This is a genomic window from Arthrobacter sp. FW306-05-C, from assembly GCF_021801725.1.
Taxonomy (GTDB): Bacteria; Actinomycetota; Actinomycetes; order Actinomycetales; family Micrococcaceae; genus Arthrobacter.
This window is the reverse complement of the sequence record NZ_CP084556.1, coordinates 2126614-2146994: the sequence shown is the minus strand read 5'-3', so window position 1 is coordinate 2146994 and position 20381 is coordinate 2126614. Positions and strand designations below refer to the sequence as shown.

Annotated in this window: 15 protein-coding genes; 1 reads left to right on the top strand and 14 read right to left on the bottom strand. The window is 65.8% G+C overall.

The features are described 5' to 3' along the window. Positions 1 to 72: 72 nt before the first annotated feature. From LFT44_RS09875 to LFT44_RS09810, 14 genes are all read right to left on the bottom strand, one after another. A complete protein-coding gene (locus LFT44_RS09875; protein ID WP_236802616.1) occupies positions 73 to 1299 on the bottom strand; it encodes a phosphoglycerate kinase in 1227 nt (408 codons plus the stop codon). Positions 1300 to 1309: 10 nt separating this feature from the next. Further along, a complete protein-coding gene (gene gap / locus LFT44_RS09870; protein WP_142133914.1) occupies positions 1310 to 2320 on the bottom strand; it encodes a type I glyceraldehyde-3-phosphate dehydrogenase in 1011 nt (336 codons plus the stop codon). 259 nt (positions 2321 to 2579) lie between these two features. After that, a complete protein-coding gene (locus LFT44_RS09865) occupies positions 2580 to 3206 on the bottom strand; it encodes a superoxide dismutase (protein WP_236802614.1) in 627 nt (208 codons plus the stop codon). Between the two features lie 102 nt (positions 3207 to 3308). Beyond that, the gene (gene whiA / locus LFT44_RS09860) at positions 3309 to 4289 is read right to left on the bottom strand and encodes a DNA-binding protein WhiA (protein ID WP_142133916.1); all 981 of its coding nucleotides are present in this window, start codon (positions 4287 to 4289) and stop codon (positions 3309 to 3311) included. 9 nt (positions 4290 to 4298) lie between these two features. Next, positions 4299 to 5318: a gluconeogenesis factor YvcK family protein gene (locus tag LFT44_RS09855; protein ID WP_236802612.1), complete on the bottom strand. Its 1020-nt coding sequence runs from the start codon at positions 5316 to 5318 to the stop codon at positions 4299 to 4301. Next, on the bottom strand, positions 5318 to 6241 hold the full coding sequence (rapZ, locus tag LFT44_RS09850; RefSeq protein WP_142133918.1) for an RNase adapter RapZ: 924 nt from the start codon (positions 6239 to 6241) through the stop codon (positions 5318 to 5320). Before rapZ ends, LFT44_RS09855 begins: the two co-directional genes overlap by 1 nt. 69 nt (positions 6242 to 6310) lie before the next feature. Beyond that, the gene (gene uvrC, locus LFT44_RS09845; RefSeq protein WP_236802610.1) at positions 6311 to 8356 is read right to left on the bottom strand and encodes an excinuclease ABC subunit UvrC; all 2046 of its coding nucleotides are present in this window, start codon (positions 8354 to 8356) and stop codon (positions 6311 to 6313) included. Positions 8357 to 8399: 43 nt separating this feature from the next. After that, positions 8400 to 9068, bottom strand: coding sequence for a lysophospholipid acyltransferase family protein (locus LFT44_RS09840; protein ID WP_236802608.1), 669 nt, complete (start codon positions 9066 to 9068; stop codon positions 8400 to 8402). Then, positions 9055 to 9771 carry an HAD hydrolase-like protein gene (locus LFT44_RS09835; RefSeq protein WP_236802606.1) on the bottom strand — a complete coding sequence of 239 codons (717 nt, stop codon included), beginning with the start codon at positions 9769 to 9771 and terminating at the stop codon, positions 9055 to 9057. Before LFT44_RS09835 ends, LFT44_RS09840 begins: the two co-directional genes overlap by 14 nt. Before the next feature lie 79 nt (positions 9772 to 9850). Continuing rightward, positions 9851 to 12775, bottom strand: a complete 2925-nt coding sequence (gene uvrA / locus LFT44_RS09830; protein WP_236802604.1) for an excinuclease ABC subunit UvrA — start codon at positions 12773 to 12775, stop codon at positions 9851 to 9853. Positions 12776 to 12822: 47 nt separating this feature from the next. Then, positions 12823 to 13203 carry a GntR family transcriptional regulator gene (locus tag LFT44_RS09825; protein WP_236802602.1) on the bottom strand — a complete coding sequence of 127 codons (381 nt, stop codon included), beginning with the start codon at positions 13201 to 13203 and terminating at the stop codon, positions 12823 to 12825. Next, positions 13200 to 15041, bottom strand: a complete 1842-nt coding sequence (locus LFT44_RS09820; RefSeq protein ID WP_442863777.1) for an ABC transporter ATP-binding protein — start codon at positions 15039 to 15041, stop codon at positions 13200 to 13202. Before LFT44_RS09820 ends, LFT44_RS09825 begins: the two co-directional genes overlap by 4 nt. Beyond that, positions 15038 to 16777, bottom strand: coding sequence for an ABC transporter ATP-binding protein (locus LFT44_RS09815; RefSeq protein WP_236802600.1), 1740 nt, complete (start codon positions 16775 to 16777; stop codon positions 15038 to 15040). The genes LFT44_RS09820 and LFT44_RS09815 overlap by 4 nt, the downstream gene beginning before the upstream one ends. Positions 16778 to 16913: 136 nt before the next feature. After that, positions 16914 to 17699 carry a trans-aconitate 2-methyltransferase gene (locus tag LFT44_RS09810; protein ID WP_236802598.1) on the bottom strand — a complete coding sequence of 262 codons (786 nt, stop codon included), beginning with the start codon at positions 17697 to 17699 and terminating at the stop codon, positions 16914 to 16916. A 97-nt stretch (positions 17700 to 17796) separates the two neighbouring features. Between LFT44_RS09810 and LFT44_RS09805 the strand changes: the two genes are divergently transcribed. After that, positions 17797 to 20340, top strand: coding sequence for a DEAD/DEAH box helicase (locus tag LFT44_RS09805; protein ID WP_236802596.1), 2544 nt, complete (start codon positions 17797 to 17799; stop codon positions 20338 to 20340). Positions 20341 to 20381: the final 41 nt, after the last annotated feature.

The window sequence follows — 20381 nt, the reverse complement described above, 5'->3', positions numbered from 1 at the left end:
AGGTTCTTGATATGTGTGCGGCCGGCAGGCTGCCGCGGGCAACCTGCCGGCCGGAGGACTGCGAGGCCCGTACTACCGGTCCAGGACGCTGAGGCCCGGGAGTTCCTTGCCTTCGAGGTATTCCAGGCTGGCACCGCCGCCCGTGGAGATGTGGCCGAACTGGTCGTCGGCGAACCCCAGGGTGCGTACTGCTGCAGCGGAATCGCCGCCGCCCACCACGGTGAAGCCGTCGGTTTCGGTGAGGGCCTGGGCAATGGCGCGCGTGCCTGCCGAGAATGCCTCGAACTCGAAGACGCCCATGGGGCCGTTCCAGAAGACAGTGCGGGCGCCCTTGATCCGGTCGGCAAAGGCGGCAGCGGTATCGGGTCCGATGTCCAGGCCGATGCCCTGGGCACCGAAGCTGCTGCCTTCAATGGCATTCGCGGCGACCGTTTCGTGCGCGGCATCGGCGGCAAACTTCTCCGCCACGACGACGTCCGTGGGAACCACGAATTCGGTTCCTGCGTCCGCGGCCCGCTTCAGGTAGTCCTGGACCACCGGGATCTGGTCCTGCTCGAGCAGGCTCGAGGCGACTTTGTGGCCCTGCGCTGCCAGGAACGTGAACAGCATGCCGCCGCCCACCAGGATGGTGTCAGCCTTGCCAATCAAATTGGCGATGACCGCGAGTTTGTCCGAGACCTTGGAACCGCCGAGCACCACCACGTAAGGGCGCTGGGTGTCGGTGGTGAGCTTCCGGAGGACTTCCACCTCTGTGTGCACCAGGTCGCCCTGGTAGGACGGCAGCCGCGTGGCGACGTCGTAGACACTTGCGTGCTTGCGGTGGACGGCGCCGAAGGCATCGTCCACGTAAGCGCCGTTGCTGCCGGTCAGGGCCACCAGTTCATCGGCGAAGGCGCCGCGTTCGGCGTCGTCCTTGCTGGTTTCGCGGGCGTCGAAGCGGACGTTCTCGAGGACCAGGGCTTCGCCGTCCTGCAGGGATGCCGCGGCAGCCTTGGCGGCATCACCGACGGTGTCGGCCGCAAGGGTCACCTTGAAGCCGGCCAGTTCGGCGAGCCGATCCACTGCAGGCCGCAGGGAGTACTTGTCCTCCGGAGCGCCCTTGGGGCGTCCAAGGTGGGCTGTTACCAGCACGCGGGCACCGGCGTCCGTGAGCTTTGCCAGCACTGGAAGTGAGGCCTTGATGCGGCCGTCGTCAGTGACTGTAGAGCCGTCGAGCGGCACATTCAGGTCACTTCGAACCAGAATGTACCGCCCGCGGACACCTTCAGCGATCAGTTCGTTGAGGGTGTGAGATGTCATGTGTCTAACCCTAGCCCAGCTTGGATGCCACGAGCTCCGTGAGGTCGACGAGGCGGTTGGAGTAGCCCCACTCGTTGTCATACCAGGAAACAACCTTGACCTGGTTGCCAATCACCTTGGTCAGGCCGGAGTCGAAGATCGAGGAAGCGGGGTCGCCCACGATGTCGGAGGAGACGATGGGCTCGTCCGTGTAGGTCAGGAAGCCCTGGAGCTCTTCGGACTCCGCAGCGCGCTTGAGGGCTGCGTTGACTTCCTCAACGGTGGTCTCGCGGGACACGGTGACGGTGAGGTCGGTGGCGGAGCCGGTGGGCACGGGGACGCGGATGGCGTAACCGTCCAGCTTGCCCTTGAGCTCCGGCAGCACCAGGCCGATGGCCTTGGCGGCACCGGTGGAGGTGGGAACCATGTTGATGGCCGCAGCGCGGGCCCGGCGCAGGTCCTTGTGGGGGCCGTCCTGGAGGTTCTGGTCGGCGGTGTAGGCATGCACGGTGGTCATGAGGCCACGCTCGATGCCGAATTCGTCGTTGACCACCTTGGCCAGCGGGCCGAGGCAGTTGGTGGTGCAGGAGGCGTTGGAAATGATGTTGTGCTTGGCGTTGTCGTAGAGGTTGTGGTTGACACCCATCACGATGGTGATGTCCTCGTCCGAGGCCGGAGCGGAGATCAGGACCTTCTTGGCGCCTGCGGCGATGTGCTTCTGCGCGTCTGCAGCCTTGGTGAAGAAACCGGTGGATTCAATCACGATGTCCACGCCCAGTTCGCCCCAGGGGAGGTTGGCGGGATCGCGCTCGGCCAGGACCTTGACCACGTTGCCGTTGACGACGATGTTGCCATCCTTGACCTCGATGGTTTCCTTCAGGCGGCCGCCGACCGAGTCGTACTTGAACAGGTGCGCCAGGGCTTCGGGGCTGGTGAGGTCGTTGACTGCAACGATCTCCAGGTCCGCGCCTTGGGCAAGCGCTGCGCGGAAGTAGTTGCGGCCAATACGGCCAAAGCCGTTGATACCAATACGGGTCGTCACTTTTACAGTCTCCTTGGTGCTTTGAGAAGCACTACTAGTTGAGCGGGCGTTGAAGCCAACTAACAGATCCCGCACGCCATTGGGCAGAGATGATTTACACGGAGGGCGACCAGCCTCATTGCTGAAGGCTAACCGCCTTCCGTGACCTATCTTACGTTTAACTGGGTCCGCCCCCGCAAGTGCGGGGGCGGACGGTCCACATCCCGGCCGGTTTAAGTCAGAATGTGAAGTTTGTTACATCGATGTATAGCGACTGTCACTACGGGAGGGTGATGAGTCCCGTTGCGTTGGCGCGTGCTGCCTCGAAGCGCTGGGCAACATCTGCCCAGTTCACGATGTTCCAGAACGCCTTGACGTAGTCGGCCTTTACATTGACGTAGTCCAGGTAGAAGGCGTGCTCCCACATGTCCAGCATCAGCAGCGGGATGGTTCCCAGGGCGGTGTTGCCCTGCTGGTCGTAGAGCTGCTCGATGACCAGGTTTCCGCCGATGGGCTCGTAGGCCAGGAAGCCCCAGCCCGATCCCTGCAGGCCAAGGGCTGCGGCGGAGAACTGGGCGCGGAAGGCGTCGAAGGAGCCGAACGCGTCATCGATTGCGGCAGCCAGCTCACCTTCGGGCTTGTCGCCGCCGTCCGGGGACAGGTTCTTCCAGAACACTGAGTGGTTGATGTGTCCGCCGGTGTGGAACGCCAAGTCCTTGGAGAGCCGGTTGATGTTGGCGAAGTCGCCCTTTTCACGTGCCTCGGCCAGCTGGGCCAGGGCGTTGTTGGCGCCTGCCACGTAGGTGGCGTGGTGCTTGCTGTGGTGCAGCTCCATGATCCGCGCGGAGATGTGCGGTTCAAGGGCGGCGTAGTCGTAGCTGAGTTCCGGCAATACGTACTCGGTCACAAAATCCTCCAATATCGTGGACCCCAAGGTCCGGTTTGGTAACGCTCGGATTGTGCATCCGGGCAGCTGGTGCCCGGAATTCTTTTTGATTCTATGGGGCGCCTACTCGTCCAGCATTTCAGGCGTCACATTGGCATCCGTTCCGGGAACGCCCAGGTCAAGCGCACGCTTGTCCGCCATGGCCAGCAGGCGGCGGATCCGTCCGGCGATGGCGTCCTTGGTCATGACGGGGTCGGCCAGCCGGCCCAGCTCGTCAAGGCTTGCCTGCTTGTGCGCCACCCGCAGTTCGCCGGCGTACTTCAGGTGGTCCGGAACGTCGTCGCCCAGGATCTCCAGCGCCCGCTCCACGCGTGCGCCGGCGGCCACGGCGGCCTGGGCGGAGCGCCGCAGGTTGGCGTCATCGAAGTTGGCCAGCCGGTTGGCGGTGGCCCTGACTTCCTTGCGCATGCGGCGTTCCTCCCACACCATCAGCGCATCGTGGGCTCCCATGCGCGTCAGGAGCGCGGCGATGGTGTCCCCGTCGCGGATGACCACGCGGTCCACTCCCCTGACCTCACGCGCTTTGGCCTGGATGTCCAGCCGGCGGGCGGCGCCCACCAGGGCAAGGGCGGATTCCGGCCCAGGGCAGGTGACCTCCAGCGACGACGAGCGGCCCGGTTCGGTCAGCGAACCGTGGGCCAGGAACGCGCCGCGCCATACGGCCTCGGCGTCAGCCGCTGAACCATTGACGACGGCGGATGGCAGCCCGCGCACGGGCCTGCCGCGCCCGTCCAGGAGGCCGGTCTGGCGGGCCAGTGCCTCGCCGTCACGGACGACGCGCACCACATAGCGGCTGGCGCGCCGCAGTCCACCGGCGGAGACCACGATGATTTCGCTCTGGTGGCCGTAGACCTCGGCAATGGCGGCACGGAGCCTGCGGGCAGTGGACGCCAGGTCCACTTCCGCCTCGATGACGATCCGGCCGGAGATGATGTGCAGTCCCCCGGCGAACCGGAGCATTGCGGAGACTTCAGCCTTGCGCACTGATGACTTCTTGATGTCCAGACGGGACAGTTCTTCCTTGACTGATGCTGTCAGTGCCATGGCACCTTCCTAACTGTTCCCGAAAATGTCCTGGTACGCCGTGGCCAGCCTGAGCGGCTCGTGGACGGGGCGGCGTCCCGACGCCCCTACTTTACCCAAGACAACTTCCGCCCCGAGCATGCCGGCAGCCTTCTCGAACTCCTGCCGGTCCGGCACCGACGCGGGATCGGCCAGGACCACGTCCACGCTGAACTCCGGAGCGTAGCGCCGAAGGACGTGCAGATGGTCCGCCGCCGTCATGCCAGTGGTTTCCTTGGTATCCATGGCGAGGTTCATGGTCAGGCAGCGCTTGGCCGGGGTACTGCACAGCGCCTGCCGCATCTCGGGCAGGAGCAGGTGCGGCAGGACCGACGTGTACCAGGAGCCCGGGCCCAGGACCACCCAGTCCGCCAGTTCGATGGCCGTCAGGGCGTCCGTGCAGGCCGGGGCCGCCTTGGGCAGGAGCCGGACTTCCTCAAGCGAGCCGGCCACGGCGCAGCGCGCCTGGCCGTGGATGGTCTGCAGGCTGATGGCACCGTCCGGGGCGGTCACGCGCACGTCGCCTTCGATGGTGAGCGGGACGGTGGACATGGGCAGGACCTGCCCCCGGGCGCCGAGCAAGGCCCCGGCCCACTTGAGCCCTGCGACGGCGTCGCCCAGCAGTTCCCACAGCGTCACGATCAGCAGGTTGCCCATGGCATGCTCGTCCAGGGAGCCCCCCGGGCCTTTCCCGGCGCGGAAGCGGTGCTGCATGACATCGCGCCAGGTCCGTCCCCAGTCGGTGTCGTCGCAGAGCGCGGACAGTGCCATCCGGAGGTCCCCCGGCGGAAGGACGCCGTACTCCTCGCGCAGACGCCCGGACGAGCCGCCGTCGTCCGCTACCGTGACCACCGCGGTGAGTTCGGAGGTGAGCAGCCGCAGCGCCGACAGCGAGGCCGCCAGGCCGTGGCCGCCGCCCAAGGCCACCACGTTGGGACCCTTGTCCTGCTGTCCCGAGCCCTTACCAGCGGCCGGCGGCACCAGGGGCAGGGCTCCGGTGAACAGGGCCATTACTCGCGGCCCAGATCCCGGTGCGCGGTGGTCACCGTGACCCGCGGGTACTGTGCGAGTTTCTTGGAGAGCTCGACGGCCACGGCCACCGAGCGGTGCTTCCCCCCGGTGCAGCCGACCGCGATGGTGGCGTAGTGCTTGTTTTCCCTGCGGTACCCCTCCAGGACGGGCTCCAGGGCCAGGACGTAGCGGTCCACGAAGTTCTTGACGCCTTCGGCTTCCAGCACATAGTCGCTGACGTCCTTGTCCAGGCCGGTCTGCGGGCGGAGCTGGGGCACCCAGTGCGGGTTGGGGATGAAGCGGACATCGGCCACGTAGTTGGCATCCACCGGCAGGCCGTACTTGAAGCCGAAACTCATCACGTTGAGCCGCAGGGCAACGGGACCGGTTTCGCTGAACAGCTCCGTAATGGCGGTGGCCAGGCCGTGGACGTTGTAGTTGGAGGTATCCAGGACGACGTCGGAGCTGTCGCGGAGTTCCTGCAGCAGCTCACGTTCGGCGGCAATACCGTCGAGGATGCGCCCGCCGCCCTGCAGCGGGTGCGGACGGCGCCCCTGTTCAAACCGCCGGACCAGGACGTTGTCGCTGGCGTCGAGGAACAGGACCCGGAAAGTGACCCCGCTGGCGGCGAGTGCGTGCAGGGCAGAACGGATGTCGGCAAAAAGGCCTTTGCTGCGGACGTCGATAACCACTGCCAGCCGGGGAATGGACTGCGGTGCGTGCGAGACCAGTTCCGCGAGCGTGCCCAGCATCTGCGGCGGCAGGTTCTCCACGACGTACCAGCCGTGGTCCTCCAGGGCGTCGGCGGCCGTGCTTCGGCCGGCGCCGGACATTCCGGTGACCACCAGCAGCTCCGCTTCGACCGGTTTGACGGGTTCCATCCCGTCGTGCCCGGCCCCGGATTCCGCCGTCGTGTCTGCCATGAAGCCTGCCCCGTTTCCTCGTTGTCCCCGTGGGCAGCAGCGATGGCGCTGCCCCGTCCTTTACCCTAGCTAAGATTCAATGATTTCGCCGGTGGTCATGTTGATCGCCGGCACTGTGACTGCTTCGGGCCCATCCGCAGCGAAGTGGTTCACGATGGCACTGGCCAGTGCCGGGCCTATGCCTTTTGCCTCCGCGAGCTCTTCCGCGGTGGCAGCCTTGACGCCCTTCACCGAGCCGAAGTGCGCCAGCAAGGCCTTGCGCTTGGAGGCGCCCAGGCCCGGAACGGCGTCCAGCGCCGAAACGGTCATGGCCTTGCCGCGCTTCTGGCGGTGGAACGTGATGGCGAAGCGGTGCGCCTCGTCTCGGATCCGCTGCAGCAGGTACAGCCCCTGGGAGGTGCGGGGCAGGATGACCGGGAAGTCGCTGTCCGGGAGCCACACTTCCTCAAGGCGCTTGGCCAGCCCCACCACGTACACATCATCGATGCCCAGGTCCTTCAGGGCGCGGGCCGCGGCGTTGACCTGGGGCTGGCCGCCGTCCACCACCACCAGGTTGGGCGGGTACGCGAATTTCGCCTTGGGCGCCGGGGTGGTGGTGTCCAGGGCGGCAGCTTCGGTTGCGGCCGCCTGGCCGGCCTCGTCCTGGCCAGGCACTGCCAGGCCGTGCGCTGCCAACCCGTCCGCTGTAAGGACGGACTCATCCACTTGCGCGGACTTGTCCTGCAGGTAGTGCCGGAACCGGCGGGTGAGGACGTCATGCATGGCCGCGGTGTCATCGGACGCTGCGGGACCCGTGATGGAGAACTTCCGGTAGTCGGACTTCTTGGGCAATCCGTCCTCCACCACCACCATGGAGGCCACCACGTTGGTGCCCTGCACGTGGGAGACGTCGAAGCACTCGATCCGCAGCAGCGGCACGGGCAGGTCCAGGGCTTCCTGCAGCTCCTGGAGGGCCTGGGACCGCACGGTGATGTCCCCCGCACGGCGGGTCTTGTGAAGCCTCAGCGCGTGCTCGGCGTTCTCGCGCACGGTGGACATCAGCGCCGCCTTGTCCCCCCGCTGGGGCACCCGGATGTCCACCTTGGCGCCGCGGATGCCGGCCAGCCACTTCGCCAGGTCCTCCATGTTGCTGGGCGCCACGGGCACCAGGACTTCGCGGGGCAGCCGGCCGTGGGTATCGCCGTCCTCGCCGTAAACCTGCTGGAGCAGGTGCTCAACCAAGTCAGGCGTGCTGAAGTCTTCCACCTTCTCCACCACCCAGCCGCGCTGGCCCCGGATCCTGCCGCCGCGGACGTGGAACACCTGGACGGCAGCTTCGAGTTCGTCCTCGTGCAGGGCGAAGACGTCGGCGTCGGTGTCCTCGGACAGGACCACCGCGTTCCGCTCGAAGACCTTGCGCAGCGCGGTGATGTCGTCCCGGAGCCTGGCGGCGTGCTCATAGTCGAGCTTCGCCACGGCGTCGCCCATTTGCTTCTCAAGCTTGTTGATGAACCTTGTGGCCTCGCCACCCATGAAGGCGCAGAAATCGTCGGCCAGTGCCCGGTGGTCCTGTGGCGAGATCCGGCCCACGCAGGGTGCTGAGCACTTGTCGATGTATCCCAGCAGGCACGGCCGCCCGCTGGCCTCGGCGCGCTTGAAGACGCCGGCGCTGCAGCTCCGGACAGGGAAGACGCGGAGCAGGGTGTCCATGGTTTCCCGGATGGCCCCGGCTGTGTAGGGGCCGAAGTAGCGGGTCCCCTTCCGCTTGTCACCGCGCATCACCTGGACCCGCGGGTACTTTTCGCCCATCGTCACGGCAAGGTAGGGATAGGTCTTGTCATCCCTGAACACCACATTGAACCGGGGCTTGAATTCCTTGATCCAGGTGTATTCCAGCTGCAGCGACTCCAGCTCGCTGCCCACCACCGTCCACTCGACGCTGCTGGCCGCATGGACCATCGCATAGGTCTTGGGCAGCAGCCCGGCCGGGTTGGCGAAATAGGAGTTCAGCCGGGACCGGAGGCTCTTGGCTTTGCCTACATAAATGACCCGGCCGTGCGGATCGCGGAACCGGTAGACGCCCGGGTTGGTGGGGATTTCACCGGTTTTGGGGCGGTAACTTGCTGGATTTGCCACCTATCAAGTCTACTGAGTCGCGCCGGGTCTCCTTGCCAGCCGGTTACTCCGCGGACTTGCTCTGGTTGTAGCTGGCAGAGCGTTCCTGGCCGCTGAGCTCGGCGATGGCGTCCATAATCCGGTCCGTGACCTCACGGCGGGCGGGCAGGGAGTGGTCCGGACCCGTCTTGTCGAAGTACAGCGGCTCCCCCACCTTCATGGTGAAGTGCTGCGGCCTGACCCCTTTTTCTCCGGCCCGCTGTAGCTTCTCGGTCCCGATCAGGCCCACGGGAATGACGGGGGCCCCGGTGGTGAGTGCCAGCCAGCCGACACCGGTACGCCCCCGGTAAAGGATGCCGTCGCGGGAGCGCGTGCCTTCCGGGTAGATGCCGATGCCCCGGCCAGCCTCCAGGATGTCCAGCAGGGTCTTGAGGGCCTGCACGCTGGCGGCCTGTTCGCCGCGCTCCACCGGGATGGAGCCCACGGATTCGAAGAACGCCTTCATGACCTTGCCCTTGACGCCGCCGGTGGTGAAGTATTCGGCCTTGGCGAAGAAAGCGACGGGCCGCGGCATCAGCGCCTGGACGATCACGCTGTCGAAAAAGGACAGATGGTTGGGGGCCACGATGAAGGGACCGTCGGAAGGGACGTTTTCGAGTCCGACGACGGTGGGCCGGCAGGTGCCGGCGATCAGGTTGCGGGTTGTCCAGCGGACGGCATCAAACATTTCCATCGTTGCTCACCCCGCTCATGGCCGCGGTGTGGACTGCCTGGAGCCGCTCGATGACCGAAACGAGTTCCTCGCCTGTATTAACGACTGCCACGGAGCCGGCTTCCTCCAGCTCACCGTCCGGAGCGAAGCCCCAGACCACCCCGATGCAGTCCAGTCCGTTGGCGATTGCACCGGAAACGTCCTGGGCGCGGTCCCCCACCATGATGGCGTGCTGCGTGTCCAGGTCCCGCAGGGCGGCGGCGATGATCTGCGTCTTGCCAAGCGGAACGCCTTCCACCCTTGCTTCGTCGTCGGCGGAGCCGTGGATGCCGTGGAAGAATCCGTCGATGCCGTGGTGCGCTAGGACCTTGTGGGCAAGCCGCTGCGGCTTTTGGGTGGCAACGGCCACGGGGCGTCCATCCTCTGCGAACGATTCGAGGATTTCGCGGATGCCCGGGTACAGCCGGCTCTGGGCAATTCCCGTGGCGACGTAGTATTCGCGGTAGCGGCGGACCACCTCTTCCAGGCGGTCCGCCGGCACCTTTGCCACGTTGAGCAGTGAATCGCTCAGCTTGGGGCCGATCATGGAGTCAAGCAGGTCCTGGCCGGGAACGGGAAGCCCCAGCTCCCGGAGGGCCGACGCAATCCCCTCAGTAATTCCACCGGCCGGGTCGACAAGAGTGCCGTCCAGGTCAAAGATCACGGGCACTGTTGTTGAAGTCACCGGGTTAGTTTCTCACGACAGCAGGACTGCCTGAAACTCGCATTCCCTGCGAGGAATACTTCGCTTGTAATTCCCTCGCTCAGCCGAGTATTTCGGCGAGGAATTTCCCGGTATGGCTGGTGCTGGACTTCGCCACCTGCTCCGGCGTTCCCGCAGCCACAATCTGGCCCCCGCCGGAACCGCCGTCAGGCCCCAGGTCCACCAGCCAGTCTGCACTCTTGATGACGTCCAGGTTGTGCTCGATGGTGATCACCGTGTTGCCCTTGTCCACCAGTCCCTGCAGGACCATGAGCAGCTTGCGGATGTCTTCGAAGTGCAGGCCCGTGGTGGGCTCGTCCAGGACATAGATGCTGCGCCCGTTGGAGCGCTTCTGCAGTTCCGCGGCGAGCTTGACCCGTTGCGCTTCGCCGCCGGACAGCGTGGTGGCCGGCTGGCCCAGCCGCACGTAGCCCAGTCCTACGTCCACCAGGGTGTTCAGGTGACGTGCGATGGGTGAGAACGCCGCAAAGAATTCGGCGGCCTCTTCGATGGGCATGTTGAGGACATCCGCGATGGTTTTGCCCTTGTAGTGCACCTCCAGCGTTTCCCGGTTGTAGCGGGCCCCGTGGCACACCTCGCAGGGGACGTAAACGTCAGGCAGGAAGTTCATCTCGATCTTCAGCGTGCCGTCACCCGAGCACGCCTCGCAGCGGCCGCCCTTGACGTTGAAGGAGAAACGGCCGGGCAGGTAGCCGCGCACCTTGGCTTCGGTGGTTTCCGCGAAGAGCTTGCGGATGTTGTCGAAGACGCCGGTGTACGTGGCCGGATTGGACCGGGGGGTACGCCCGATGGGGCTCTGGTCGACGTGCACTACCTTGTCCAGGTGCTCCAGGCCCTGGACCGTCTTATGCCGCCCGGCCACCTGCTTGGCGCCGTTGAGCTTGTTCGCCAGGACTTTGTAGAGGATTTCGTTCACCAGCGTGGACTTCCCCGAGCCACTCACGCCGGTCACCGCAGTGAAGAGGCCCAGGGGGAAGGCAGCATCGACGTTCACGAGGTTGTTCTCCCGCGCGCCCACTACCTTGATCTCGCGCTTCTTGTCGTACTTGCGGCGCTTCTTGGGCACTTCGATGGCCTTGCGGCCGGACAAATAGTCACCGGTCAGGGATTCCGTGTTGGCCAGCAGTTCCTTGTAGGTGCCGGAGTGGACCACCTGGCCGCCGTGCTCGCCGGCGCCGGGCCCAATGTCCACGATCCAGTCGGCCACGTGAATGGTGTCTTCGTCGTGCTCCACAACAATCAGGGTGTTCCCCATGTCGCGGAGCCGGGTGAGGGTTTCGATCAACCGGCGGTTGTCGCGCTGGTGGAGGCCGATGGAGGGTTCGTCAAGGACGTAGAGGACACCCACCAAACCGGACCCGATCTGGGTGGCCAGGCGGATGCGCTGGGCTTCGCCGCCGGACAGGGTGGCCGAGGGCCGTTCCAGGTTGAGGTACTCCAGCCCGACGTCCAGGAGGAAGGTCAGCCGGGCCTGGATCTCCTTGAGGACCTGGTGGGCGATCTGGGCTTCGCGCCCGGTCAACACCAGGTTGTTCAGGAATTCGGCACATTCCCGCATGGGGAGGGCGGCTACCTCGGCGATGGACTTGCCGTTAATGAGGACGGACAGGGAGGCGGGGTTGAGGCGGGCTCCGTTGCATGCGGGGCACGGAACCTGCCGCATGTACTCCTCGTAACGGTCGCGCGCCCAGTCGGAATCGGTCTCGCCGTGCTTGCGGTGGACGTACTGGATGGCACCTTCGAACCCGGTGCTGTACTTGCGTTCACGGCCAAAGCGGTTGCGGTACTGCACCACCACTTTGTGGTCCTTGCCGTGCAGGACGGTCTGGCGCACGTCCTTGCCCAGCTTCTCCCACGGCGTGGTCATGGAGAAGCCCACTTCCTTGGCCAGGCCCTCCAGCAGCCGGTTCCAGTACTCGGTGGTGGCCGTTCCCATGGACCACGGCGCGATGGCGCCCTCGGACAGGGACAGTTCCGGGTTGGGAACGATGAGTTCCTCATCCACCTCAAGCCGGGTACCGATGCCGCTGCAGGCCGCGCAGGCGCCGAAGGGGTTGTTGAAGGAGAAGGAGCGGGGCTCGATCTCGTCGATGGCGAGGGGGTGCTCGTTGGGGCACGCCAGGTTTTCCGAGAACGCCCGGATCCGTTCGGGGGCGTCCGCATCAACGTCGACGAACTCCGCCAGCACACGTCCCTCGGCCAGTCCCAGGGCGGTCTCGATGGAGTCGGTCAGCCGCTGGCTGATCCCTTCCTTGACCACCAGGCGGTCCACCACCACCTCAATGGTGTGCTTGAACTGCTTGCCAAGCTTGGGCGGATCGCTCAGCTGGACCAGGTCGCCGTCCACCCGTGCACGCGAATAGCCCTTGGCGCTGAGGTCCTTGAAGAGGTCGACGAACTCGCCCTTGCGTCCGCGGACCACGGGGGCCAGGACCTGGAAGCGGGTGCCTTCGTCGAGTTCCAGGAGCTGGTCGACAATCTGCTGCGGGGTTTGCTTGGACACCGGTTCACCGCACACGGGGCAGTGCGGGCGGCCGACGCGCGCCCAAAGGAGGCGCATGTAGTCGTAGATCTCGGTGATGGTGCCCACCGTGGAGCGCGGGTTCTTGCTGGTGGATTTCTGGTCGATGGAAACCGCCGGGGAGAGGCCTTCGATGAAATCGACATCGGGCTTGTCCACCTGGCCCAGGAACTGGCGCGCGTAAGCGGAGAGTGATTCGACGTAGCGCCGCTGGCCCTCGGCGAAGATGGTGTCGAACGCCAGGGAAGACTTGCCGGATCCGGAGAGTCCGGTGAAGACGATCATGGCGTCCCGCGGCAGGTCGAGGTCCACGTTGCGCAGGTTGTGCTCCCGCGCACCCTTCACCACGAGGCGGGAGAGGTCCGGGCGCTCCAGGGCCGCAGCGGAGGGGACGGCGAGGGAAGCGGAGGGGGCAGGGGTTTCTTCAGCTAAGGCTTTAGGCACCCCATAATGCTAATCGAAAACTTTTTCGAACACTGACCGTTCCGCCCTCAGGGAACATCGTAAGCGGCGGCCAGCAGCTTCACCGCTTCGGCGAAGCTGGCGCCCTGGGATTTTGCGACGGCGGCATATGCGGCCGCGGCGTCGGAGAGGTCTCCCAGCCGCTCATCGCGCGCACAAACCACGGTCCCGTTGCGCCCCCGGGTGGCAACGACGCCGGCCGCCTCCAGCTCCTTGTAGGCCCTGGCCACGGTGTGCGGGGCGACGTCGAGTTGTTCCGCGAGGGCCCGTACCGCGGGGAGCCTGGTGCCGGGCGCCAGTGCACCGCTGTCCGCCAGATGGATGACCTGCAGCCGAAGCTGCTCGAAGAGCGCCACGCTGCTGGCCTGGTTGGGCCGCCAGGACCCCGGGAAGTCGGGAGCGGCCTTCACAGGCCGCCCTCCAGGACGCCGGCCTTGCCGTCCCGTTCTGCAAACTGGGCGTTGTACAGCCTGGCGTAATAGCTGTTCGCTGCAAGGAGGCTTCCATGCGTGCCTTGCTCGACGATGCGTCCGTGGTCCATGACGAGAATTAGATCAGCGTTACGGATGGTGGACAAACGGTGGGCGATCACGAAACTTGTCCGCCCGCGGCGCAGCCGCTGCATCGCCTGTCGGATAAGCAGCTCAGTCCTGGAGTCCACCGAACTGGTTGCTTCATCCAGGACAAGTACGGAGCGCCCGGCGAGCTGGGCCCTGGCGATCGTGAGAAGCTGCCGCTGGCCCTGGCTGAGCGGCTCCCCGCCGTTTTCCAAAACAGTGTCGTAGCCGTGCGGCAGGGACCTGATGAAGTGGTCGGCATGGGTGGCCTCTGCGGCGGCGACAATGGCGGCTTCCGAAGCGTCGGGCCGGCCGTAGGCGATGTTGTCGCGGATGGTGCCCCCGAAAAGCCAGGAATCCTGCAGCACCACGGCAAACCGGGCACGAAGGTGGTCACGGGGGATGTCCGCGATGTCCGTTCCGCCCATGGTGATCCGGCCGGATGTGGGCTCCAGGAACCGCATCAGCAGGTTCACCACAGTGCTCTTGCCCGCGCCTGTATGCCCCACGATTGCCACCGACTGCCCCGGCTCCGCGGTGAAGGTGAGGTTACGGACCGCGGGGACGGATCCGGGGTACCCGAACGTGACGTCCTGGAAAACGATGGGGCCCGCGGCCGGGGCGCCGGGCACGAGCCCGTCCCGTGCAGGAGGGTCCTGCTCGTGCAGGTCAGGCTCCGGCAGATCCTCATGTGCGTCCAGGAGCACGAATACCCTGCCCGCGGATGCCGCACAGGACTGCATGACGTTGAGGAGCCCCCCGATCTGGCCCACCGGCTGGGTGAACAAGCGGCTGAACTGGACGAAGGCCTGGACGCCCCCGATGGTCATGGCTCCCGCGATGACCTGCAGGGCTCCCACCACCGCAACTGCTATGTAGTTGAGGTTGGACATCAGCACCATCAACGGCTGGACCACGCCCGCCGAGTACTGCGCTTTGGCAGCCGCCCGTGCCAGGCGGCCGTTGCTCCGGCTGAAGACCTGCACCGCGTGTCCCTGCCGGCCGAAAGCCTTGATGACCTCGTGCCCGCTGATGAATTCCTCCACGTGGGCGTTAAGTTCGCCGGTCTCCTTCCATTGCGTGGCGAAGTGCTCCTGCGACCGCCTGGCCACCAGGAACGTAATCCAGGTGGAAATGGGAACGGTGGCAACGGCAATGGCTGCAAGCAGCGGCGAGATCCACAGCATCATGGCCAGCGAACCGAACAGCATCAGCACCGACACGATCAGCTGGGTCAGGACCTGGTTGAGGGCCTGCGCAATGTTGTCGATGTCGTTGGTGGCCCTGCTCAGGACGTCACCCCGGGAGCGTTCGCGGAAGTAGGTGGAGGGAAGGCGGTGGAGTTTGTCCTCGACCGAGGCACGCAGGCCGTACATGAGCCCTTGCACGGCGTGGGCTGTCAGTGCGCCCTGCACCCAGTTGAACAGGGAGGCGAAAACGTACATCATGGCCACGGCCGCCAGCAGGATTCCCAGGCCCTGGTCCAGGGAGCCTTCGAAGATGCCCTCCACCACCATGTCGGTGGCATCACCCAGGTACTTTGGGGCGGCGACGTTGAGGCCCGCGAACGCGCAGGTAGCCGCGACGGCTCCCAGCATCCGCAGCCGGAAGGGGCGCAGGAGGCCAAGGAGCCTGCCGGCAGTCGGCCAGAACCCCTGCCCCGCTTCCCCGGCTTCCTCCCCGCCCGTCACAGCATGCCGTCCAACGCGAGCTGCGACTCGGCAATTTCCCGGTAGGTGGCTGAGGTTTCCAGCAGCTCCTGGTGCGTCCCCTGCGCAACGAGCCCGCCGTCGTCGAGCACCAAAATGAGGTCCGCGTCCTCCACGGCGGAAATGCGCTCGGCAACCAGGATGGTCGTTGCCGCGGCGAGCTGCTGGTCCAGGGCCTGCCGCAACCGGGTGTCCGTGTCGTAGTCCAGGGCAGAAAAGCTGTCATCGAACAGGTAAAGGGGCGCTTTGCGCAACAGGGCCCGGGCAATGCACAGCCTTTGCCGCTGCCCGCCCGACAGGCTGGCGCCGCCCTGGCCGACAGGGGTGGCGAGCCCCAGCGGGAGGTCACGCATGAAGCGCATGGTCTGTGCCGCCTCCAAAGTGGCCCAAAGTTCCTCGTCTGTGGCGTCGGGGGCGCCCATCCTCAGGTTGTCGGCGATGGTGCCGGTGAACAGGTGGGAATGCTGGGGCACGATGGCCATGGCGGCCCGGAGCTGGTCCAGGGGCAGGTTCCGGATGTCGTGGCCGGCCAGCGTAATCCGGCCTTCCGTGGGGTCAAGGAAACGCGGAACCAGGTTCAGCAGGGTGGTCTTGCCGCTGCCGGTGGAGCCGACGATCGCGGTGGTGCTACCGGGAGCAGCGGTAAAACTGATGCCGGCCAGCACGGGGGCTTCTGCACCCGGATAGGAAAAGCCCACGTCCTGGAACGTCAGCACCGCCGGCTGGGCCGGATCAAAACGGGGGTGGTCCAGCCGCGCGTGCGGCTGCGCTTCGCTGCTGACGGACGGCTCGGTGTCGAGGACCGCTTGGATCCGTTCAGCGCAGACGGCGGCGCGGGGCGCCGTCATGAGGACGTACATGGACATCATGATGGCGAGCAGGATCTGCATGATGTAGGCGATGAACGCAGTAAGCGCGCCGAGATTCATCAGTCCTGCCTGGATGCGGTGGCCGCCGAACCAGACGACCGCGACGGAACTGATGTTGACCACCAGCATGATCATCGGCAGCATCCCGGCCACCAGGAGCGCCGACTGCAGGTTGTTGGCCGTCAGGCCCGCATTGGTCTCCGCGAACCGACGCACTTCGTGGCCCTGCCGGACAAAGGCACGGATGACATCCACACCAATGATCTGCTCGCGGAGGATGCCACCGGACCGGTCCAGCAGGTCCTGGCCTTCCCGGTAGAGCGGAATCAACCGGCGGACGATCAGGTACATGATCAGCAGGAGCAGGGGCACGATGCCGATCACCACCACTGACAGCGCCACGTCCTGCTGCACGGCAAGCACGATCCCACCGATGCCCATGGCCGGGCCGGCAAAGAGCATGGTGAAGACCAGCACGGCAAAGGCCTGGACCTGCTGGACATCGTTGGTTGCACGGGTGGTCAGGCTTTGGGTTCCAAACAGGGCCACATCCTGCGTGGACAGCGACTGGATCCTGGTAAAAACCTCCGCCCGCAGGCGGTGCCCGATCCTCATGGCCACCACCGCTCCCAGGTAACCCGCGGCGATGGCAGAGGCGGCCTGCACCACCGCGATCACGGCCATGAGCACCCCGAGCCGCGAGATCACCTCCGGGTTCCCGGCGACGATGCCGTCATCGATGATGGCCGCGTTGACCGTGGGCAGCAGCAGGTTCGCCGCCGCCTGGACCAACTGGAGGAGGACGATCGCTCCGACGTGCGCGTATTGGCCTGCAAGCTGCCGCTTCATGAGTCCGACCAGCAAAATACCCCCTGTATGTGCGTTCGGCCGAAAAGGGGGCCAGCGGCTTGACCCCTAAACCACAGACGCCATTGTAAGCCACATCACTTTTCATTTCTGTCACGGCATGTGACGGGGGTGAAAACTATCCGTCGACATCCTTGCGGCCCACTGCGAAGATCCGGCGGAACGGGAAGACGGTGCCGTGGACGCCCTGGGGGTAGGCGTCCCGCAGGGCGGCGGCATACTCGGATTCGAAGCGCTTGGCGTCATCTTCGTGAAGGGCGGCCATGACCGGCCGGAGCGCCGTGCCCCTGACCCACTCCAGCACCGGGTCCTGGCCGTGGAGCAACTGCTGGTAGCTGGTTTCCCACGCGTCAGCCGCGAAACCGGCGTCGAGCAGGACGCCCAGGTAGTCTTCGGGCTCCCCCACCGTTTCCCCGCCCCGCAGCACCCCGTCCAGCTTGGACGCCCAGTTGTCCGAGGCTGCGAGTTCCCGCATCAGGGCGTGCGAAGGGGCGTCGAAGTTCCCGGGCACCTGCATGGCAAACCAGGCGCCGGGCCGGAGGGCGTCGAGCCACTTCCGCATCAGGTCTTGGTGCCCCGGGACCCACTGCAAGGCCGCATTGCTCACCACGACGTCCGTCGCGGGGGCCGGCATCCAGTCCACAATGTCCGCCTGCTGAAATGTCAGGGCAGGAATCTTCGCCGCCAGCGGGGCGGCCTTTGCCAGCATCTCCGCGGAAGAGTCCAGGCCCACCACCTGGGCGCCCGGCCAGCGCTCGGCCAGCGTTGCCGTAAGGTTCCCGGGCCCGCAGCCAAGGTCCACCACCTGTGCGGGCCCCTCCGCGTGGATCCTTGCCGTGAGGTCGAAGAACGGCCTGTTCCGGTAGTCGTCAAACTCGACGTACTTTGCGGGGTCCCATTTCATGAATATCTCCAGGTTCTGACGCGCACACGGGCAAGCCGTAGCCTAACCCGGCAGGTACGCCTGGTCCCTCCGCAACGTGGCACTAAGGTTGAACTCAATGAAACTCGTTGACCAGCTGACCGATCTGTCCACTCCCAACCCGGCCGCCGCCGTCGATCCCGACGCCCTTTACACGCGGTTTGTGGAGTGGACGGAAAGCCGGGGCCTGTCGCTGTACCCGGCGCAGGATGAGGCCATCATGGAGCTGGCAACTGGCGCCAACGTCATCCTGGCGACGCCCACAGGCTCGGGTAAATCGCTGGTGGCCATCGCCGCGCACTTCCAAGCCATGGCCCAGGGCCGGCGCAGCTACTACACCGCCCCTATCAAAGCCCTGGTGTCCGAGAAATTCTTCGCACTTTGCGATATTTTCGGCGCCGAGAACGTGGGCATGATCACCGGTGACTCCGGGGTGAACCAGGACGCGCCCATCATCTGCTGCACGGCGGAAATCCTGGCCAACATCGCGCTGCGGGAGGGCCCGGCGGCGGAGCTCGGTGCCGTGATCATGGACGAGTTCCACTTCTACTCCGATCCGCAGCGCGGCTGGGCCTGGCAGGTGCCCCTCCTTGAGCTTCCGCAGGCCCAGTTCCTGCTGATGTCCGCCACGCTTGGCGACGTCACCAGGTTCGAGGAGGGACTGACCGCGCTGACCGGCCGCGCCACCACCACGGTGAGCTCGGCGGAGCGTCCCATTCCGCTGCATTACTACTACCACCAGACTCCCGTCCACGAGACCCTGGAGGAACTGCTGTCCACCCGGCAGGTGCCTGTCTACGTGGTGCACTTTAGCCAGCTCGAAGCGAATGACCGCGCCCAGAACCTGATGAGCATCAACGTGTGCACCCGGGAGGAAAAGGACAAGATCGCGGAGCTGATCGCCAACTTCCGGTTCGCCGCAGGGTTTGGGAAGACGCTGAACAGGCTGGTGCGCCACGGAATCGGCGTGCACCATGCCGGCATGCTGCCAAAGTACCGCCGGCTGGTGGAGCAGCTGGCCCAGGCGGGGCTGCTGAAGGTTATTTGCGGCACGGACACGCTGGGCGTGGGCATCAACGTGCCCATCCGGACGGTGCTGCTCACGGCCCTGAGCAAGTACGACGGCGTCCGCACCCGGCTGCTTAATTCGCGTGAGTTCCACCAGATTGCGGGCCGGGCAGGCCGGGCGGGTTATGACACCGCCGGGACGGTGGTGGTGCAGGCTCCCGAGCACGTGATCGAGAACGTGAAGGCGATGGCCAAGGCCACGGCCAAGTTCGGAGACGACCAAAAGAAGCTGCGCCAGGTGGTGAAAAAGAAACCGCCCGAGGGGTTCGTCTCCTGGGGCGAGCCGACGTTCAAGCGGCTCGTGGAGTCTGTGCCGGATCCGTTGACGTCGAGTTTCACGGTGACGCACGCCATGCTGATGAACCTGATGGAAAGGCCCGGGGATCCGTTCGCGGCGGCCAGGCGGCTGTTGACCGAGAACCATGAGCCACGCCCCTCGCAGCTGCGGCTGATGAAGAAGGCGCTGGGGATCTACCGGGAACTGCTGGCCGCCGAGGTGATCGAGCGGATTCCGCCGGAGGAACAGGGCCCCGATGGCCGCACTGTCCGGCTGACCGTGCACCTGCAGCCAAACTTCGCCCTGAACCAGCCGCTCTCCCCCTTCGCGCTTGCTGCGCTGGACCTCCTTGACCCGGAGTCGCCGTCGTACGCCCTGGATGTGGTGTCCGTGATCGAGGCGACCCTGGAGAAGCCCCGCCAGATTCTCTCCGCGCAGCAGAAGAAGGCCCGCGGCGAAGCGGTGGCCGCCATGAAGGCCGACGGCATCGACTACGACCAGCGGATGGCCATGCTGGATGAGGTGACCTATCCCCAGCCGCTTGCGGAGATCCTGGGTGAAGCGTTCGAGGTGTACCGGAAGGCCGCGCCATGGGTGGGAGACTTTGAGCTCGCGCCCAAGTCGATAGTCCGCGACATGTACGAACGGGCCATGAACTTCGGCGAATTCGTCCAGTTCTACGGCCTGGCCCGGTCCGAAGGGATTGTGCTGCGGTACCTCGCCGACGCCTTCAAGGCGCTGCGCCAGACCGTCCCGCAGGACATGCTCCGGGAGGACCTTGAAGACCTCGTCGCGTGGCTGGGCGAGCTGGTGCGGCAGGTGGACTCCAGCCTCCTGGATGAGTGGGAGGAGCTGGCTTCCGGCGCGGCCCCTACGCCGCACGACGCACCGCCGCCCCCGCCGCCGTCGCTCACGTCCAACATCCGCGCGTTCCGGGTGATGGTGCGCAACGAAATGTTCCGCCGGGTGGAGTTGTTCGCCGATGAGGATTCCGCGGCTTTGGGAGAGCTCGACGGCGGCTCCGGCTGGGGTGCCGAACGCTGGGAGGACGCACTGGACGACTACTTCGACGAACACGACGACATCGGGACGGGTCCCGATGCGCGCGGCCCCGCCCTGCTGATGATCACCGAGGAACCGGGGACCTGGAAGGTCCGCCAGATCTTCGACGATCCGGCGGGCAACCACGACTGGGGGATCTCGGCGGAGGTGGACCTGGCAGAGTCGGATGCGACCGGAACGGCCATGGTCAGGGTCACGGAGGTAAACCGCCTCTGACGCCGGCCGCCTGCGTTCCCGGGCGCTCTCCAGCGGCCTGC

Bases quoted from the DNA above. Each gene is read 5' to 3' on its own strand.
- rapZ (WP_142133918.1), bottom strand. From the start codon at position 6,241: ATGGCAGACACGACGGCGGAATCCGGGGCCGGGCACGACGGGATGGAA.
- LFT44_RS09855 (WP_236802612.1), bottom strand. From the start codon at position 5,318: ATGGCCCTGTTCACCGGAGCCCTGCCCCTGGTGCCGCCGGCCGCTGGT.
- LFT44_RS09815 (WP_236802600.1), bottom strand. From the start codon at position 16,777: ATGAAGCGGCAGCTTGCAGGCCAATACGCGCACGTCGGAGCGATCGTC.
- LFT44_RS09805 (WP_236802596.1), top strand. From the start codon at position 17,797: ATGAAACTCGTTGACCAGCTGACCGATCTGTCCACTCCCAACCCGGCC.
- LFT44_RS09810 (WP_236802598.1), bottom strand. From the start codon at position 17,699: ATGAAATGGGACCCCGCAAAGTACGTCGAGTTTGACGACTACCGGAAC.
- LFT44_RS09840 (WP_236802608.1), bottom strand. From the start codon at position 9,068: ATGGAAATGTTTGATGCCGTCCGCTGGACAACCCGCAACCTGATCGCC.
- whiA (WP_142133916.1), bottom strand. From the start codon at position 4,289: ATGGCACTGACAGCATCAGTCAAGGAAGAACTGTCCCGTCTGGACATC.
- LFT44_RS09875 (WP_236802616.1), bottom strand. From the start codon at position 1,299: ATGACATCTCACACCCTCAACGAACTGATCGCTGAAGGTGTCCGCGGG.